At 73.0% G+C, this 17,243-nt stretch carries 13 protein-coding genes; 6 read left to right on the forward strand and 7 right to left on the reverse strand.

What is annotated here, in order from left to right; all coding sequences use genetic code 11:
- Positions 1-71: 71 nt before the first annotated feature.
- The 4 genes from ACFVGS_RS14475 to ACFVGS_RS14490 are packed head-to-tail and all read right to left on the reverse strand — an operon-like array spanning position 72 to position 5,232.
- Positions 72-1,016, reverse strand: coding sequence for an LD-carboxypeptidase (locus ACFVGS_RS14475; protein ID WP_385692623.1), 945 nt, complete (start codon positions 1,014-1,016; stop codon positions 72-74).
- Complete coding sequence (locus ACFVGS_RS14480; RefSeq protein WP_385692624.1) at positions 1,013-3,013, reverse strand: LpqB family beta-propeller domain-containing protein; 2,001 nt, start codon at positions 3,011-3,013, stop codon at positions 1,013-1,015. The genes ACFVGS_RS14475 and ACFVGS_RS14480 overlap by 4 nt, the downstream gene beginning before the upstream one ends.
- Before the next feature lie 58 nt (positions 3,014-3,071).
- Entirely contained in the window at positions 3,072-4,406 is a 1,335-nt protein-coding gene (locus ACFVGS_RS14485; RefSeq protein WP_384412170.1) for a M20/M25/M40 family metallo-hydrolase, read from the reverse strand.
- Positions 4,399-5,232 (reverse strand): M55 family metallopeptidase, encoded by an 834-nt coding sequence (locus tag ACFVGS_RS14490; protein ID WP_384412168.1) that lies wholly within the window; start codon positions 5,230-5,232, stop codon positions 4,399-4,401. Before ACFVGS_RS14490 ends, ACFVGS_RS14485 begins: the two co-directional genes overlap by 8 nt.
- A 173-nt stretch (positions 5,233-5,405) precedes the next feature.
- On the opposite strand from ACFVGS_RS14490, the gene ACFVGS_RS14495 reads away from it, so the two are divergent.
- On the forward strand, positions 5,406-6,470 hold the full coding sequence (locus tag ACFVGS_RS14495; protein ID WP_384412167.1) for a hypothetical protein: 1,065 nt from the start codon (positions 5,406-5,408) through the stop codon (positions 6,468-6,470).
- A 17-nt stretch (positions 6,471-6,487) separates the two neighbouring features.
- Here ACFVGS_RS14495 and ACFVGS_RS14500 read toward each other — a convergent pair whose 3' ends face one another.
- Together ACFVGS_RS14500 and ACFVGS_RS14505 are read right to left on the reverse strand one after the other, a co-directional pair.
- Positions 6,488-8,974 (reverse strand): MFS transporter, encoded by a 2,487-nt coding sequence (locus ACFVGS_RS14500; RefSeq protein ID WP_385692625.1) that lies wholly within the window; start codon positions 8,972-8,974, stop codon positions 6,488-6,490.
- 410 nt (positions 8,975-9,384) lie between these two features.
- Positions 9,385-9,828 (reverse strand): SRPBCC family protein, encoded by a 444-nt coding sequence (locus ACFVGS_RS14505; RefSeq protein ID WP_384412163.1) that lies wholly within the window; start codon positions 9,826-9,828, stop codon positions 9,385-9,387.
- 136 nt (positions 9,829-9,964) lie between these two features.
- On the opposite strand from ACFVGS_RS14505, the gene ACFVGS_RS14510 reads away from it, so the two are divergent.
- From ACFVGS_RS14510 to ACFVGS_RS14520, 3 genes are all read left to right on the forward strand, one after another.
- The gene (locus tag ACFVGS_RS14510) at positions 9,965-11,026 is read left to right on the forward strand and encodes an Rv2578c family radical SAM protein (protein ID WP_384412161.1); all 1,062 of its coding nucleotides are present in this window, start codon (positions 9,965-9,967) and stop codon (positions 11,024-11,026) included.
- Between the two features lie 95 nt (positions 11,027-11,121).
- On the forward strand, positions 11,122-12,729 hold the full coding sequence (locus ACFVGS_RS14515; protein ID WP_385692626.1) for an alpha/beta hydrolase: 1,608 nt from the start codon (positions 11,122-11,124) through the stop codon (positions 12,727-12,729).
- A gap of 69 nt (positions 12,730-12,798) precedes the next feature.
- Positions 12,799-13,215 (forward strand): RidA family protein, encoded by a 417-nt coding sequence (locus tag ACFVGS_RS14520; protein ID WP_385692627.1) that lies wholly within the window; start codon positions 12,799-12,801, stop codon positions 13,213-13,215.
- Between the two features lie 231 nt (positions 13,216-13,446).
- Here the strand turns inward: ACFVGS_RS14520 and ACFVGS_RS14525 are convergent, their stop codons facing one another.
- Entirely contained in the window at positions 13,447-14,061 is a 615-nt protein-coding gene (locus ACFVGS_RS14525) for a HEAT repeat domain-containing protein (protein WP_384412156.1), read from the reverse strand.
- A gap of 301 nt (positions 14,062-14,362) precedes the next feature.
- Between ACFVGS_RS14525 and ACFVGS_RS14530 the strand changes: the two genes are divergently transcribed.
- Both ACFVGS_RS14530 and ACFVGS_RS14535 read left to right on the forward strand, forming a co-directional pair.
- The gene (locus ACFVGS_RS14530) at positions 14,363-16,144 is read left to right on the forward strand and encodes a 3-hydroxyacyl-CoA dehydrogenase family protein (RefSeq protein ID WP_385692628.1); all 1,782 of its coding nucleotides are present in this window, start codon (positions 14,363-14,365) and stop codon (positions 16,142-16,144) included.
- Between the two features lie 124 nt (positions 16,145-16,268).
- Positions 16,269-17,123: a TetR family transcriptional regulator gene (locus ACFVGS_RS14535; RefSeq protein ID WP_384412152.1), complete on the forward strand. Its 855-nt coding sequence runs from the start codon at positions 16,269-16,271 to the stop codon at positions 17,121-17,123.
- The last annotated feature ends 120 nt before the right edge of the window (positions 17,124-17,243 follow it).

The following is a 17,243-nucleotide window of genomic DNA, read 5'->3' on the forward strand; positions in this document are numbered from 1 at the left end:
TCAGTGAAGGTGCCTCCACCCGGCAGTTGGGCCTGGGGCGTGGTCGTCCGCCCCGCCCGGACGGCCCGGGATCAGGTCAGTGCCGGCACGTCCAGGGTGAGCGTCCCGGCGGACGCGTCGAGCACCGCAGGTATCCCCAGCGGCACGGTCGGCGCGCTCTCGTGGTGACCGAAGCCCATGTTCTCCAGGACCGGGACGCCGAGGCCGCCCAGGCGGTCGGCGAGCACCGCGCGGACCTCCTCGTACGGCCCGCACTCCTCCCAGGAGCCGAGGCCGATTCCGGCGACCCCGTCCAGCCGGCCGGAGCGCAGCAGTTGGGTGAGCATCCGGTCCAGGCGGTACGGCTCCTCGTCCACGTCCTCCAGGAGGAGCAGCCCGCCTCGCGCGGAGGGCCGGGCGTGCGGGGTGCCGATGTCGGCGGCGAGCAGGGCGAGGCAGCCGCCGAGGGTGACGCCATGGGCGCGGCCCGGCGCCAGGGCGGTGGCGGTGTCCAGGACGAGGGTGCGGACCGACTCGGGCTCGAAGAGGGTGGCCCGCAGGGACTCCTGGGTGCGGGCGTCCTTGAGGAAGGCCGCGGCGGCGACCATCGGGCCGTGCAGGGTGGCGAGACCGAGGCGGACGGCGAAGGCCTCGTGGAGGGCGGTGACGTCGCTGTAGCCGACGAACACCTTGGGGCCGGCGGCCCGTATCGCGGTCCAGTCGAGCAGGTCGACCATGCGCTGGGCTCCGTAGCCGCCGCGGGCGCAGAGCACGGCGGAGACGTCCGGGTCGCACCAGGCCTCGGTGAGGTCGCGGGCCCGGTCGGCGTCGGTGCCGGCCAGGTGGGCGAGGGTGGGATGGGTGTCGAGGACGTGTGGGGCCACGACCGGGTCGAGGTCCCAGCCGCGCAGGATGTCGAGACCGGCCTGGAGGCGGTCCTCCGGTACGGGTCCGCTGGGCGCCACGACGGCGACGCGGGCGCCGGGGCGCAGCCGGGGCGGCCGGACGAGTCCGTGGGGCGGAAGTCCGCGGGTCATGACCTGAGCTCCAGTTCGGCGACGTCGGCCCGGTCGATGCCGAAGGTCCGTACGTACAGGGCGAGTTCGGCTTCGAGGGCGCGGGTCATGGTGTCGGCCCGGCGGAAGCCGTGGCCTTCGCCGTCGAAGGCGAGGTACGCGTGCGGGACGCCGCGCCCGGCCATGCGGGCGAGGAACCGCTCGGCCTGGGCGGGCGGGCAGATGACGTCGTCGAGTCCCTGGAGCAGGAGGAACGGCGCGGTGATCTTCTCGGCGTGCTCCAGCGGGGAGCGGTCCCGGTAGCGGGCGGGGACCTCGTCGAGCGGTCCGATGAGGGAGCGCATGTACTGCGACTCGAAGTCGTGGGTCTCGTCGGTGGCCCAGGCGGTGGGGTCGAGGATCGGGTAGATGATGGTGCCGCAGGCGTAGACGTCGTTGTGGGTGAGGGAGGCGGCGGTGGTCCAGCCGCCCGCGCTGCCGCCGCGGATGGCGAGCCGCGCGGGGTCGGCGGTGCCCTCGTCGGCGAGGGCGCGGGCGACGGCGGCGCAGTCCTCGACGTCGACCACGCCCCACTGCTCGCGCAGTCGCTCGCGGTACTCCCGGCCGTAGCCGGTGGAGCCGCCGTAGTTGACCTCGGCGACGCCGATGCCCCGGGAGGTGAAGTAGGCGATCTCCAGGTCGAGGACGAGCGGTGCGTGGCCGGTGGGGCCGCCGTGGGCCCAGATGACGTAGGGCGGGAGTTCGTCGCCGGGCGGGGTGCGGTCGGGGTTGTGCGGCGGGTAGACGTGGGCGTGGATCTCGCGGTCGTCGGGTCCGGTGAAGGTGCGGATCTGGGGTTCGGGGTAGTAGGCGGGGTCGACCGGGTCGTGGTGCGGGGAGCCGATGACGCGGGCGCGGCCGGTGCGGGTGTCCAGCTCGACGACTTCGTAGGCGCTGCGCGGGCTCGCGGCGACGCCGACGATCCGGGTGCCGTGGACGGCGAGGGTGGCGGCCCATTCGGTCCAGGGTCCGGCGGCGTCGACGAGTTCGCCGCTGTCGGGGTCGAGTATGCCGAGGGCGGTGGTGCCCTTGCCGTGGACGACGGCGACGAGTCCGCTGTCCAGGGGCTGGAACCAGGCGAGGCCGATCTTCCACAGCGGCCCGCCGAACTCCTCGGGCCGGGGACAGAGCGGGACCGGTGCGGCGGCGGGCTCGCCGTCCTCGCCGGTGGTGCGGTAGAGGTTCCACCAGCCGGTGCGGTCGCCGAGGTGGAGGAGCTGTCCGTCGGCGGTCCAGGCGATCTGGGGCACGGACTCGTCGGGGCCGCCGGCGACGACGCGCGGTGCCTTGAAGGCGCCTTCGGCGGTGACCTCGGCGAGCAGGACCTCGGTGCCGTCCCAGGGCATGCGCGGATGGTCCCAGGCGATCCACGCGGCCCGCCGGCCGTCCGGCGAGACGCGTGGCGCGGTGACGAACCGGTGGGCGTCGTCGGTGAGTTCGCGGACGCGCGAGCGGTCGTCGGCGGCGGAGCCGTCGAGCGGCACGGCGGCGATGACGCGGCGCACGTCGGTGGGGGCGGGTCCGGTGAACTCCTCCAGGACGCACCAGACCTCACCGCGCTCGGGCAGCAGCACGGGGTCGGCCCAGCGCAGTCCCTCGCCGGTGGCGGAGACGGGCGTGAGCGGGCGCGGCACCGGGCCGCCCGGCGCGTCGGGCTCGCAGACGTAGAGCCGCTGGTCGGGGTGGTGGCAGAAGACGACGAGCGGGGTGCCGTCGGCCCGTACCGTGCCGGCCCAGGGCTGTCCGCCGTACTCGATGACGCGGCTGCGGACGTTCCACGGGGCGGGCAGCACCGACTCCTCGGTGCCGTCGGGGCGGCGGCGCACCAGCGCGCGCCGCCCGCCCTCGGCGGGTCGCGGGGCGGTCCACCACACCTCGTCGCCGACGAAGCCGACGTACTCGGGCCGTCCGTCGTGTGCGGCGGCGAGCGCGGCGCCGATGGGTGACGGCCAGCTGCCGTAGGTGGCCGTGGGTGCCATCAGGATCCCCCCTGTACGGGTCGTGCGGGTGTGACGGGTGGAGCGGGGCGGGGTGCCGTCAGGCGTCCCTCAGGTAGTGGTCGAGGACGCGGACGCCGAAGTGCAGGGCGTCGACGGGGACGCGTTCGTCGACGCCGTGGAACAGCGCGCCGTAGTCGAGGCCGGGCGGGAGCTTCAGGGGCGAGAAGCCGTAGCCGGTGATGCCGAGGCGGGAGAACTGCTTGGCGTCGGTGCCGCCGGACATGGAGAAGGGGATGACGTGTCCGTCCGGGTCGAAGTGCTCGACGGCCGCTCGCAGCCTGGCGAAGGTCGGCGAGTCCACCGGGGCCTCCAGCGGTACTTCGCGGTGGTGGAACTCCCAGTCGACGTCCGGTCCGGTGAGCAGGTCCATGGTCTCGGCGAACTCCTCCTCGCCGCCGGGCACCATGCGTCCGTCGATGTAGGCGACGGCCTGGCCCGGGATGACGTTGACCTTGTAACCGGCGTCCAGCATCGTCGGGTTGCTGCTGTTGCGCAGGGTGGGTTCGACGAGCGCGGCGGCCGGTCCGAGCTTCTCCAGGAGCCGGTCGGCGTCGAACTCGGGGGCGTCGAGGTCGGCGTCGATGCCGTACAGCGATGCCAGTCGGGTGAGCGCGGCCCGCACGGTCGGGGTGATCCGGACCGGCCATTCATGGGCGCCGATGCGGGCGACGGCCGAGGCGAGGCGGGTCACCGCGTTGGCCGTGTTGACCTTGGAGCCGTGGCCGGCCCGGCCGCGGGCGGTCAGCTTGACCCAGGCCGTGCCGCGCTCGCCGGCGGCGATCGGGTAGAGCCTGGTGGCCGGGTCGGGGTGGAAGCTGAAGGCGCCGGACTCGCTGATGCCTTCCGTGCATCCCTCGAAGAGGGCCGCGTGGCGGTCGGCGAGGAAGCCGGAGCCGTCCTCGGCGCTGGCCTCCTCGTCCGCGGTGTAGGCGAGGACGATGTCACGGCGCGGCCGGAGGCCCTGCCTGGCCCAGGAGCGGACGACGGCGAGCACCATCGCGTCCATGTTCTTCATGTCGACGGCGCCACGCCCCCAGACGATCCCGTCGCTGACCTCCCCGGAGAAGGGGTGCACGCTCCAGTCGGCGGGCTCGGCGGGCACGACGTCGAGGTGGCCGTGGACGAGGAGGGCGTCGGCGGTCGGGTCGGTGCCGGGGATGCGGGCGACGACGTTGGTGCGGCCCGGGGCGCGCTCCAGGAGGGTGGGCTCGATCCCGGCGTCGGCGAGCCGCTCCGCGACGTACTCGGCGGCGGGCCGCTCGCGGCAGTCGCCGCCGCCCCGGTTGGTGGTGTCGATCCGGATCAGCTCGGAGGTGAAGGTGACGACCTCGTCGAGGGCCGTCCCGTCCGGGCCGTGGTGCTGCTCAGCCATACTGTTCCTCCACGGCGGCGGACACGATGGTGGTCACCGCCTTGAACGTGCGGATTGCCTCGTACATGGTCTCGCTGGTGTAGGCCGCCCGCCGCTCGCCACTCCGCTCGGCGCCGGGGACCACCGTGGCGGCGGCGGCGAGGTGTTCGGCGTCGAACTCCAGCTCCACCGTGAACGGCCCGCCCCGCACCGGCTCGTGCCGCACGGCCAGCGCGGTGGCCTCCTTGGCGGCGGCGCGGATGTCGGCGGCGGTCCTGGCGGGTGTGCGGCACACCGCCGCGTACCGCGACACGTGGTCCTTGACGGCGACCTTGTGTGCCTCCGGCGCGTATCCGAGGGCGTCCTCGCAGGTCAGGTCGTCGCCGGTGACGAGGATGACGGGGACCCCGAACTCGGCCACCACCCGCGCGTTGAGCAGGCCCTCGCTTGCGCGCACCCCGTCGAGCCAGACGCCGGTGATGGAGTTGGCGAGATAGGTGTGGGCGAGGACGCCCTCGGCGCCCGCGCCGGTGTGGTAGCCGACGAAGGCGATGCCGTCGACGTCACCGTGCTGCACGCCCTCGACCATGGAGAGCGACTTGTGGCGGCCGGTGAGCATCTCGGCCCGCTCGTCGAGCCGTTCCAGGAGCAGGTTGCGCATGGACCAGTGGGCCTCGTTGATGAGCACCTCGTCCGCGCCGCCGTCGAAGAAGCCGAGCACCGCCGCGTTCACGTCCGAGGTGAACATCGAGCGGCACCGCTCCCACTGCGGGGTGCCGGGCAGCACGTCGGCGGGCCACGTCACGCCCGTGGCCCCTTCCATGTCGGCGCTGATGAGGATCTTCATGCCTGGCACCGTACGCGCCGTGCCGTGACCCCCACCACCCCTGTGGAAAAGTGTCGGAGGCGTGGACCGGTGGCGGTGACGGACGCCGGTGATTCGGGCGAATCCTTTCATCACGTACGTATAGGCTGACGGCCGCAGTTTTCGTCGTCCCGCGTACCCCAGGAGACCCCTCGGTGACCACCTCGATCGCCCCGTCCGGCATCCCCGCTCCCGTCGACACCGGCGAATGGGTCGAACCCGCCGCGCAGTCCGTCGCCGAGGCCGTGGTGCGCGACGCCCGTGACTTCGGGGTGTACGCGCGGACCGGCGGCTGGGCCTTCGCGCTCAAGGTGGCCCGCAGCGTGCGGCCCGGCGGCCAGCCGGCCGAGGGCTCCGAGAAGGTCTCGGCGAAGGCCTTCGCCGAGCTCGCCGGCTGCTCCGCCGAGCGGGTCATGCGCTACTACAAGGCCTGGGACATGGCCGCGGACGACGGACTGGTGCCGCAGTTCGAGGCGCTGCTGCCCGGCGAGGACGTCGAACTGCCGGACGCCGACGTCTGGCTGTCGTACTACTCCTCCCGCAACAGCGCGACCTCCGTACGGGGCCACGCGATCACCGCGGCCGCCGAGGCCGAGGGCATCAAGGCGACCAAGGCGCTGGAGGTGGCGGAGAACCCGACCGCGCTGCGCGCCGCGATCCTCGCCGACCCGGGCACCGCCGAGGCCGCGCGGGGCGCGCTGCTCGACCGGATGAAGCAGGACCCGGCGCTGCAGACCGAGATGGCCCGGGCCATCGCCCGCACCGGCGACCTGAAGAAGGCGGTGGCGCAGGAGGCGAAGGCGGCGGACCGGATCGAGTACGTCCGGCAGATCGCCGAGGGCGGGCAGATCAGGACGCCCGCGGGGCAGACCGTGGCGGCGCCGGCGGAGCTGCGCGCCGAGGCCGAGCGGCACCTGTCGCTGATCGACGAGCTGGACGACTCGGAGGAGGCCGGCGAGTGGGCCGGCGAGGCCTACGACACGGTACGGACGATGGTCGCCCGGGCCGTCGAGGCGGATCCGGAGCTGCGCGTCCAGGAGCGCCGGACGAAGTTCTACAACAGCCTGCAGAAGGCGACGAAGGTCTTCGAGGAGCTGACCCTGGACGAGGTCCTGGAGGAGGACGTCGTCGAGGAGGACATGCTCCAGCGCCTGGAGGCCCTCCAGGAGGCGATCGGCGCGTGCATCAGCGCGCTGCGCAAGGCGACCGCCTCCTCCTGACCCGCCCGTCGAGGGGCTCAGGGCCTGTCCGGCCATGATCCGCCGGACAGGCCCTGGTCCTCGTGGCCGAGCTGGAGGTCGCGTTCGGTGCGGCCGCCGCCCGCGAGCTGGAGGACCGTGGCCATGGGCGGGTAGCCGGCGGCGATCACCGTGTACTCGCCGGAGGAGAGGTCCACGAAGCGGAAGGTGCCGTCGGCGCCGGTGGTGAGGGTGTCGACGACGTTGCCCGCCGCGTCGAGGAGGGTGACCCGGGCGTCCTCGACGGGGCGCCCGCCGCCCGCCCGTACCGTGCCGCGGAGCACCGCGCCGCCCGACAGTTCGATGTCCTGGCGGGTCTCGCGGGAGGACTGCACGCTGACCGGGAGCGCGGCGGGCCAGAAGGCGGGGGCGCCGGCCGCCAGGGTGTACTCGCCCGCGACCAGGTCGCCGATCACGTAGCCGCCCTCGCGCCCGCTGCGCGTGGAGGCGACGACCTCGCCGCGCACGTCGGTGAGGGTGACCGCCGCGTCCCGTACGGGTGTGCCGTCGGCGGTGACGACGGTGCCGGCGAGCCGTCCCGCGCCGCCGAGGACGACGTCGAGCTCGACGGGGCGCTCCCCCACGGTGACCGAGACCGCCTGCGGCTGGTGGCCGCCCGCGGCGGCGATCAGGACGTACGGGCCGGGGCCCGGCGCGCTGAGCGCGTACCGCCCGTCGTCACCGCTCCCGCCGCGGCCGATCTGGCGACCCTGGACGTCGATGAGGGTGAGCGCGGCGCGCGGGACGCAGCTGCCGTCGTGGTGCTGGACGGTGCCGCAGACGGGGACGCCGGCGGTCGGCGGGGCGGCGGGCCGGCCGGTGGCGGTGGTCGTCGCGGCGCGGGCGTGCGGGACGGGAGGGGCGGGGGCCTCAGTGGCGGGGGTGTGGTGGGACACCAGCGGTTTCTCCTTGAGAAGGAAGGCGAGGACGAGACCGAGCGCGAGGACCGGCACGAGGTAGAGGAAGATCCGGGGCATCGCGTCGGCGTAGGCCTCGACGAAGGCGTCGCGCAGGGCCGGCGGCAGCGCGTGGACCGTCTGCGGGGTGATCGAGTCGGCGGGCGGCAGCGCCGCGGCGCCGCCGGCGGGCAGCCGTTCGGCGAGGGCGTCGTCGAGGCGGGCGGCGAAGAGGGTGCCGAAGACCGCGGCGCCGACGCTGCCGCCGATCTGCCGGAAGTAGTTGTGGGCGCTGGTCGCGGTGCCGAGGTCGGAGGGGCGCACGGAGTTCTGCACGGCGAGCACGAGCACGGGCATGACCAGGCCGATGCCGACGCCGAGGACGGCCTGCCAGAGGCTGTGCTGGAGGCGCGGGGTGTCGGTGTCCATGCGGGAGAGGAGCCACATGCCCAGGGTGGAGACGGCGCCGCCGGCGATCGGATAGGCCTTGTAGCGGCCGGTACGGCTGATGAGCCGGCCGGAGACGACGGAGGCGACGACGATGCCGCCCATGAGCGGGAGCATCAGCAGACCGGACTCGGTGGCGGTGGCGCCCTCGACCATCTGCAGGAAGGTGGGCAGATAACTGGCCGCGCCGAACAGCGCGATGCCGACGACGGCCCCGACCAGGCTCGTGACGGTGAAGACGGAGTCGCGGAACAGCCGTAGCGGGATGAGGGGTTCGGGTGCGAAGCGCTCGACGACGAGGAAGAGGACGGCGGCCGCGGCGGCGCCCGCGCCGAGTCCGAGGACGACCCGGGAGTCCCACGCGTACGCGGTGCCGCCCCAACTGGTCAGCAGCACCAGGCAGGTCGAGGCGGCGGCGAGCAGCAGCGCGCCCAGCACGTCGAAGCGGGCGCGGGTGACGGGCTTGGGCAGCTTGAGGACGGCGGCGACGACGGCGAGGGTGACGAGGCCGAAGGGCACGTTGAAGTAGAAGCACCAGCGCCAGGAGACGTGGTCGGTGAAGAAGCCGCCGAGCAGGGGTCCGGCGACGGAGGCGAGTCCGAACGCCGCACCGATGAGACCCATGTAGCGGCCGCGTTCGCGGGACGGGACGATGTCGGCGATGATCGCCTGGACGCCGATCATCAGTCCGCCGGCGCCGACGCCCTGGACGGCGCGGAAGGCGATGAGCTCGTCCATGGTGCGCGACCAGCCGGCGAGGCCGGAGCCGATGACGAAGACGACGATCGCGAAGAGGAAGACGCCCTTGCGGCCGAGGAGGTCGCCGAGCTTGCCGTAGACGGGCAGGCCGATGGTGGCGGTGAGCAGGTAGGCGGTGATCGCCCAGGACATCCGGTCCAGGCCCTGTAGTTCGCCGACGATCTTCGGCAGGGCGGTGGCGACGATCATCTGCTCGAGCGCGGCGAGCAGCAGGGCGAGCATGAGGCCGCAGAAGACGAGGCGGACGCGGCGCGGGTCGAGGGCGGCCGGAGGCTCCTCGGGAGGTGGCGTCGGGTGGCCGGGCAGGTCGTCGGCGAGGAGCGGAGCGGCGCCCTCTGCGGCCGCCGTGCCCTCGGTGTGCTCGGCCAGCGTGATCGCACCCATGTGCTGCTCCCCTCGTCGCGGCGTCTGCGCGCGTCATTCTTCGCATTGGGCGCGAAGGGGGAGCAAGTCGGACGGTACGGGAGGAGGGTGAGCCGTCCTGGGCCGAACAGGCCTGGGGAGAGGCGCACTTGGGGCGCTCATCAGGGCATTTGCCGAGTGGCGCGCGACCCCCGAGTGCGCCGGGCACTCTTGCGGAGGTCGCGCGGAAACCACTCGAATCGGTGAGGATCCGGGCGTTACTTCCCGGTTCCGGTTTCCCGAGGCTACTTCCCGGGAGGTTTTCCCGGGCTGCTTCACGGAAGGCCAGGGCTGCTTCGCGGAAGGGGCTCCCGGGCCACTTGCCGGAAGGGTCTCCCGGGCTGCTTCACGGAAGGGGCTCCCGAGCCACTTCCCGGGAGGGTCTCCCCGGCCTACTTCTCGACTTCGGCGGCGAGCTTGTCGAGCACCGCGTCGTAGATGCGGCCGAGGCCCTTGGGGGCGAAGGTCCTCTCGAAGAAGCCGCCGATGCCGCCGGCGCCGTTCCAGACGGTGCTGACGACGGCCTTGGACCTGCCCTCGCCGGCCGGCGTGACGGTCCAGGTGGTGACCATGGAGGAGTTGCGGTCCTTCTCGACCAGCTGCCCGTCGGTGGGCTCGGTGACCTCCAGGAGGCAGTCGCGGACGCGCTTGCTGGTGGCCTGGAGCTTCCAGTGGACGAGGGTGCCCTCGCCGTCGCCGCCCTCGCGCACCTCGTACTCGCTGAAGTGCTCGGGGAGCAGCTTCGCGCGCGTCCCGGAGTAGTCGGCGAGGGTGTCGAACACCGTCTCCGCGTCGGCGGCGATGATCCGCTCCGTCGTGGCCTCGACCTGCGCCATTGCACTTCCTCCAGCTTGGTATCTCGGGGATGTGCCCCAAGCCAATCACCTGGGGGCCGGGGCGCGAAATCCGGGTTGCGGCGATCAAGGGAACATGTGTTCTAATCTGGGACCACCCGTCACCGAGGAGGCGTCCATGCGCTGGGACCATCTGGCCGACACTCCCGCGGCCCCCGCCGCTCCCGCCGACATCGCGCTGTTCGGCACGGACGCGGTCACCACCCGTACGTTCGACACACCCGAGTTCCGCGGCATCACGTTCCACGAGGTGCGGGCCCGGTCCATCGTCAACCGCGTGCCCGGCGCCTCCCGCATGCCGTTCGAGTGGACGGTCAACCCGTACCGCGGCTGCACGCACGCGTGCGTGTACTGCTTCGCCCGCAAGACGCACAGCTATCTGGACCTCGACACCGGCATCGGCTTCGACTCGCAGATCGTCGTCAAGGTGAACGCGCCCGAGCTGCTGCGCACCCAGCTCGCCTCCCGGCGCTGGCAGGGCGCGCACATCGCGATGGGCACCAACGTCGACTGCTACCAGCGGGCGGAGGGCCGCTACCGGCTCATGCCGGGCATCCTGGAGGCGCTGCGCGACCACGCCAACCCGTTCTCGATCCTCACCAAGGGGACGCTGATCCTGCGCGACCTGGAGCTGATCCGGCAGGCCGCCGACGTCACCGAGGTCGGCGTCTCCGTCTCCGTCGGCTTCACCGACCACGAGCTGTGGCGGACGGTCGAGCCCGGCACCCCGGCCCCCGAGCGCCGCCTGGACGTCGTGCGCACCCTCGCCGGGCACGGCATCGGCTGCGGGGTCCTGATGGCCCCGGTCATCCCCTTCCTCGGCGACCGGCCCGAGCAGCTGCGCGCCACCGTGCGCGCCATCGCCGAAGCCGGCGCCACCTCCGTCACCCCGCTGGTGCTCCATCTGCGGCCCGGCGCCCGCGAGTGGTTCATGACCTGGCTGGGCCGTCACCACCCCGGTCTGGTCGGCCGCTACGAGCGCATGTACGCGGGCGGGGCCTACGCGCCGACCTGGTACCAGCGCCGGATCACCCGTCAGGTGCACGAGTTCGCCGACGAGTTCGGCATAGGGCCCGGCAGGCGGGAGGCCTCAAGGTCGCACCGCGGGACGCCCCTGCCCGACCACCACGCGCGCGTGCCGGAACCCTCCCCCGGTCCGGAGCAGCTCACCCTCCTGTAAGTGCCACTCCCCTTGACGGTGCGTCACGTCCGCCGAACGGGTCAACTCTCGCCGGAAAAGGTCCTGATGCGCCGCGCACGGGGCACGGACGCCGTATGAGACCCCGCGCAGGAATGCTGATCGCCGCTGGGGCGCTGGTCGCCGGGACGGTCACCGTCCTGCCCGCCACCGCCACGGCCACCGCCGCGACAGGAACCGGGCCGGCCGCCCGCCCCCTGACCCCGCTCACCTGGACGGACTGTCCGACCAAGGCCTATCCGAAGCTCCAGTGCGCCACCCTGAAGGTGCCGCTGAACCACGACGACCCGGCCGGGCGGAGCATCGCGCTCGCCCTGACCCGCGTCGCGCACACCGCGAAGACCTTCCAGGGCCCGCTCCTGGTCAATCCCGGCGGCCCCGGCGGCAGCGGGCGCGGCCTGGCGGGTTACGTCGCCGCCGCGCTGCCCGCGAAGGTGGCCGCGCAGTACGACGTCATCGGCTTCGACCCGCGTGGCGTCGGCAAGAGCGAACCCGCCCTGAACTGCCTCCCCGGCCACTTCGACCCGGTGCGCCCCGACTCCGTGCCCGGCGGCGCCGACGGCGAGCGGGCGGGCGTCGAGCGCGCCCAGGCCTTCGCCAAGGCCTGCGGCGAGAAGTACGCCGACGTCCTGCCGTACATCGACACCGTCTCCACCGCCCGCGACATGGACGCGATCCGCGCGGCGCTCGGCGCGCCGCGGCTCAACTACCTCGGCTACTCCTACGGCACGTACCTCGGCGCCGTGTACGCGCGGCTCCACCCGGAGCGGGTGCGGCGCATGGCGCTGGACTCCGTCGTCAACCCGCACGGCGTCTGGTACGAGGACAACCTCGCCCAGGACTACGCCTTCGACACCCGGCACAAGGACTTCGCCGCCTGGGTGGCCCGCAACGACGACGCCTACCGGCTCGGGACCGACCCGGCCGCCGTCGAGGCCGCCTGGTACGGGATGCGGGAGGAACTGCGCACCAGGCCCGCGAGCGGCAAGGTCGGCCCCGGCGAGCTGGAGGACACGTTCCTGCCGGGCGGCTACTACAACGGTTACTGGCCGAAGCTCGCCGCCGCGTTCTCGGCGTACGTCAACGAGCGGGACGGCGCTCCGCTGGTGAAGGCCTACGAGGACTTCGCCGCGTCGGACGCCGCCGCCGAGAACGGCTACTCGGTCTACGCGAGCGTCCAGTGCCGCGACGCGGCCTGGCCGCGGGACTGGAACGTCTGGCGCAAGGACAACTGGGACACCCACGCCAAGGCGCCGTTCTCCACCTGGAACAACGCCTGGTACAACGCGCCGTGCGCGTTCTGGCCGGTCGAGTCGCTGACCCCGCCGGACGTCACGAACGACCGGCTGCCGCCGGTGCTCGTCCTCCAGGCCACCGACGACGCGGCCACTCCGTACGAGGGCGGGGTCGCCCTGCACCGGATGGTCCGCGGCTCCAGCCTGGTCGTCGAGGAGGGCGGTGGCAACCACGGCGTGACGCTCGCCGGGAACGACTGCATGGACGAGCACCTCGCCGCCTACCTCTCCACCGGAAAGGTGCCGCGCGGGACGGAGGGCTCGGAGGCGGACGCGGTCTGCGAGACCCTGCCGGAGCCGGAGCCCGCCAAGGCCAAGGCCAAGGCGGCCCGTGGGAACGCCGCGGACGCCGGCGCCACCCTGCACGGGATGCTCGGGCACGTGCGCTGAGACTCCCCCGGGAATCGTCGACGGCCGGCGGCAGCGGGATTGTCAGTGGCGTGGGTGAGGATGTGCGCCATGAGCACGCACCTGACCCATGTCCCCGCCCCCGACGGCCTCGCCCCCAGCCCGCAGTACAGCCACGTCGTGTGGGGCACAGGCCGGTTCGTGGCCGTGTCCGGCCAGATCGCCCTCGACACGGAGGGCGCGGTCGTCGGCGCCGGGGACGCGGCCGCTCAGGCCCGCCAGGTGTTCGCGAACCTCGGCCGCTGTCTGGCCGCTGCCGGCGCGCACTTCGGGGACGTCGTGAAGCTGACGTACTTCGTCACCGACATGGCGCACCTGCCCGCGGTCCGCGCGGCCCGCGACGCCGCTTTCGGCACTCTTCCCCTCCCGGCGAGCTCGGCGGTCCAGGTGACCGCCCTGGTGCGGCCGGAACTGCTCCTCGAGATCGAGGCGTTCGCGCTGATACCCGAGGACCGGCGGACCGTCTAGGCCGTTTCTTCCGGATCAGGGCCGGATAGGCCGCGGCGTCTGGTGCGGTGCATCGCAAGGCGCCGGAGCGTCGCGATAGCGGAGCTATCGGGGCGTTTCGGCAACGCGGCGAGGTGCCGTGCCAGACGCCGCGGACCCGGCCAAGATCCGGAAGAGACGGCCTAGGGTCCTGGACGGCGGATCAGGGCCGGATAGCCGGGGTCCCGGCCATGATCCGGCCCGACAGGCCACTTAAGGCCTGCCGCCGACACGCCCCAGCGCCTCCCGTGCCGCTCCCCCGAACCTCGGGTGCGGCAGAGCCGCCTCCAGGACCTCGCGGGCGGCCGGGTCGCCCAGCGTGCCGAGGCCCTCGACGCAGGCCAGGCCGACCCGCCAGTGCGGGTCGCCGGGCGCGAGCCTGCGCCGGAGGACCGTGACGAGGGCCGGGACGCTCTCCGGAGCCCGCAGGCCGGCGAGGAGGCGGACGGGCAGGAGGGCGTAGGCGACGCGGAGTTCGTTGGTGGCGAGTGCCGCGGCGGCCCGCGCGGTGCGGGGGTCGCCGAGGCGGGTCAGGGCGTGGGCGGCGGAGACGCAGCGTTCCGGGTCGCGGTGGTTGAGGAGCAGCACGAGCGCCTCGAAGGCGCGCGGGTCACCCGCCAGGCCGAGCCGGAAGGCAGCGATCTCGCGGGCCCAGAGCGGCTGCCCGGGCGCGGTGAGCACGCGGTGGAGTTCCTCCGCACCGAGTGGCCCGGCGAGTTCTTCGAATGCGGCGGGAACGGCCCCTTCGGCATTCCCGATCTCTTCACGCAAACGATCGATCATCGAGCAGAATTCGGGATCCTCGGGGAGTTCCGCAGCGATTTCCATGAATCCGAGGCTATCCGCGATCCAGATCACACTTTCCCAACTTGCCAGGACTGGCGTGCTCGTTACCGGGCAGTTAATCTCGGGTGAGCGGGCCACCCCCCGCACTTCTCACGACGGCCTGGTGACGCAGCCGCCGTGGGTGTTCGTTCGGTTCGGCAGTTTTCGACGTGACTCCGGGACAGGGTCCGTCTCCTGATTTCCCGCGCCCTCCGGGCTCTCTTCCGCCCTCCGGGCTCATCGCGCCTTCCTCTTTTTCCGCGCGCTGCCTTCAGTCGTCACTCTTCCTCCCAGGAGTCCCCTGATGGACACCCCTCTCTCCACCATCGCCGTCGTCGGTCTCGGCACCATGGGCACGGGCATCGCCGATGTCCTGGCCCGGGCCGGCCGCGAGGTCATCGGCATCGACATCGACGAGACCGCGGCAGCCAAGGCCGTCGCCGCCCTGGAGGCCTCCACCGCCCGCGCGGTGGCCCGTGAGCGCATCACGGAGGAGGAGCGGCAGGACGTCCTCGCCCGGTTCCGTACCTACTCCGAGCTCCAGGCCGCCGCGGACGCCGACCTCGTGATCGAGGTCGTTCCCGAGTCGTACGAGACCAAGCAGGAGGTCTTCCGGACCCTGGACGGCATCGTCCGGCCCGGCACCATCCTCGCCACCGGCACCAACGCGCTCTCGGTGACCCGGCTCGCCGCCGACTCCGCGCACCCGGAGCGCGTCCTCGGACTCCACTTCTTCACGCCGGTCCAGGCGATGAAGCTGGTCGAGGTCGTCTCCTCGGTGCTGACCGACCCCCGGGCCGTCGACGCCGTCACCCGCCTCGCGCAGGAGCTCGGCAAGGAGCCCGTCGCGGTCGGCGACCGCCCCGGCTTCGTCGCCGACGGCCTGCTCTTCGGCTACCTCAACCAGGCCGCCGCCATGTACGAGGCCAAGTACGCCTCGCGCGAGGACATCGACGCGGCCATGCGGCTCGGCTGCGGTCTGCCGATGGGCCCGCTGGCGCTGCTCGACCTGATCGGCATCGACACCGCCCGTACCGTCCTGGAGGCGATGTACGCCTCCTCGCGGGACCGGCTGCACGCCCCGGCCCCGATCCTCAAGCAGCTCAGCGAGGCGGGCCTGACCGGCCGCAAGTCCGGCCGCGGCTTCTACACCTACGAGGCTCCCGGCTCGGCCACCGTGGTGCGCGACGCGCTCACCCCGCTCGACTCGGTCGCCGCCGCCGGCGGCCGTGAGGTCCGCTCCGTCGGCGTGGCCGGCTCGGGCACCATGGCTTCCGGCATCGCCGAGGTCTTCGCGAAGGCCGGTTACGAGGTCGTCCTTGCGGCCCGCTCGCAGGAGAAGGCCGACACCGCCAAGGCCCGGATCGCCAAGTCCCTGGCCCGCTCCGTGGACAAGGGCCGGATGACCGGCGAGGCCCGCGACGAGACGCTGGCGCGGATCCTGCCGGCCGGCTCGCTCGACGCCTTCGCCCAGGTCGACCTGGCGGTCGAGGCGGTCGCCGAGGACCTGGAGATCAAGCAGGACCTGTTCGCCCGCCTGGACAAGATCTGCAAGCCGGGCGCGGTGCTCGCCACCACCACCTCCTCGCTGCCGGTCGTCGCGTGCGCGAAGGCCACCTCGCGCCCGCAGGACGTCATCGGGATGCACTTCTTCAACCCGGCGCCGGCCATGAAGCTGGTGGAGATCGTCCGTACCGTCCTGACCTCGGACGACGTCCACGCGACCGTCCGCGAGGTGACGGCGAAGATCAAGAAGCACGGCGTGGACTGCGGCGACCGGGCCGGCTTCATCGTCAACGCGCTGCTCTTCCCGTACCTGAACAACGCGATCAAGATGGTCCAGGAGCACTACGCGAGCCTGGACGACATCGACGCCGCGATGAAGCTGGGCGGCGGCTACCCGATGGGCCCGTTCGAGCTCCTGGACGTGGTCGGCCTGGACGTCTCGCTCGCCATCGAGAAGGTGCTGCACCGCGAGTTCCGCGACCCGGGTCTGGCCCCGGCGCCGCTGCTCGAGCACCTGGTGGCCGCGGGCTGCCTGGGCCGGAAGACGGGGCGTGGCTTCCGCGAATATGCCCGCCGCTGAGGCCGCCGACGGGTCGTACGGGGGATGGGGAGGGCTGCTCAGCCCGCCGGGCACCGCGGGTGCCGGGCCGGGCTCCCCTCCCCCACCTGGGCACACTCCCGCTCCGATGCAGTACGTTCGGGACATGTCCAAGGCCGCGAAGACACCCCGTGCCACGTCCACGCCCGACTCCCCGGAGAGCGCGGCGGGGACCCGTGCCGCCGCGCAGCGGCTGAAAATGCGCCGGGAGCTGGCCGCCGCGGCCATGGAGCTGTTCGCCACCAAGGGCTACGAGGCCACGACCGTCGACGAGATCGCGGCCGCGGCCGGGGTGGCGCGGCGCACCTTCTTCCGGCACTTCCGCTCCAAGGAAGAGGCGATCTTCCCGGACCACGACGACACCCTGGTGCGGGCCGAGGCGGTGCTGAACGCGGCCCCGCCGCACGAGCACCCGCTCGACACGGTGTGCCGGGGCATCAAGGAGGTCATGAAGATGTACGCGGGCTCGCCCGCGGTCTCCGTGGCGCGGTACCGGCTCACCCGTGAGGTGCCGACGCTGCGGGAGCGCGAGATCGCTTCTGTGGCCCGCTACGAACGCCTCTTCACCCGCTATCTGCTCGGCCACTTCGACGAGCGCGACCACCACGACGGCAACGACGACCCGCTGCTCGCGGAAGTGGCCGCCTCCGCGGTGGTCACCGCGCACAACCACGTGCTGCGTCGCTGGCTGCGCGCGGGCGGCCAGGGCGACGTCGAGGCCCAGCTGGACCATGCCTTCGCGATCGTGCGCGAGACCTTCGGCACGGGCATAGGCGCGCGGCCGGCGACGCCCGGCAGCCCGGCCACCGCCGAGCCGGCCGCCCCGGTCGCTCCGGCCGCCGCGCCCGTACCGGCCGCCACCGCGTCCACCACGGGCGACGTGGTGGTCGCCGTCGCCCGGACGGACGCATCGCTCGACGAGGTCATGCGGACCATCCAAGAGGCACTGAAGAAGGGCTGAACCGCCCGCCAACCGCTCCACGACGAGGGCCGCCCCCGCTTCCGGGGGCGGCCCTCGTCGTGTCCGGAGACGCATACGCCCAGTTCAGGGGCATTTTCGATCGATCATCGCTCATCCGTG

This window comes from Streptomyces sp. NPDC127114, from assembly GCF_042677525.1.
Classification (GTDB): domain Bacteria; phylum Actinomycetota; class Actinomycetes; order Streptomycetales; family Streptomycetaceae; genus Streptomyces.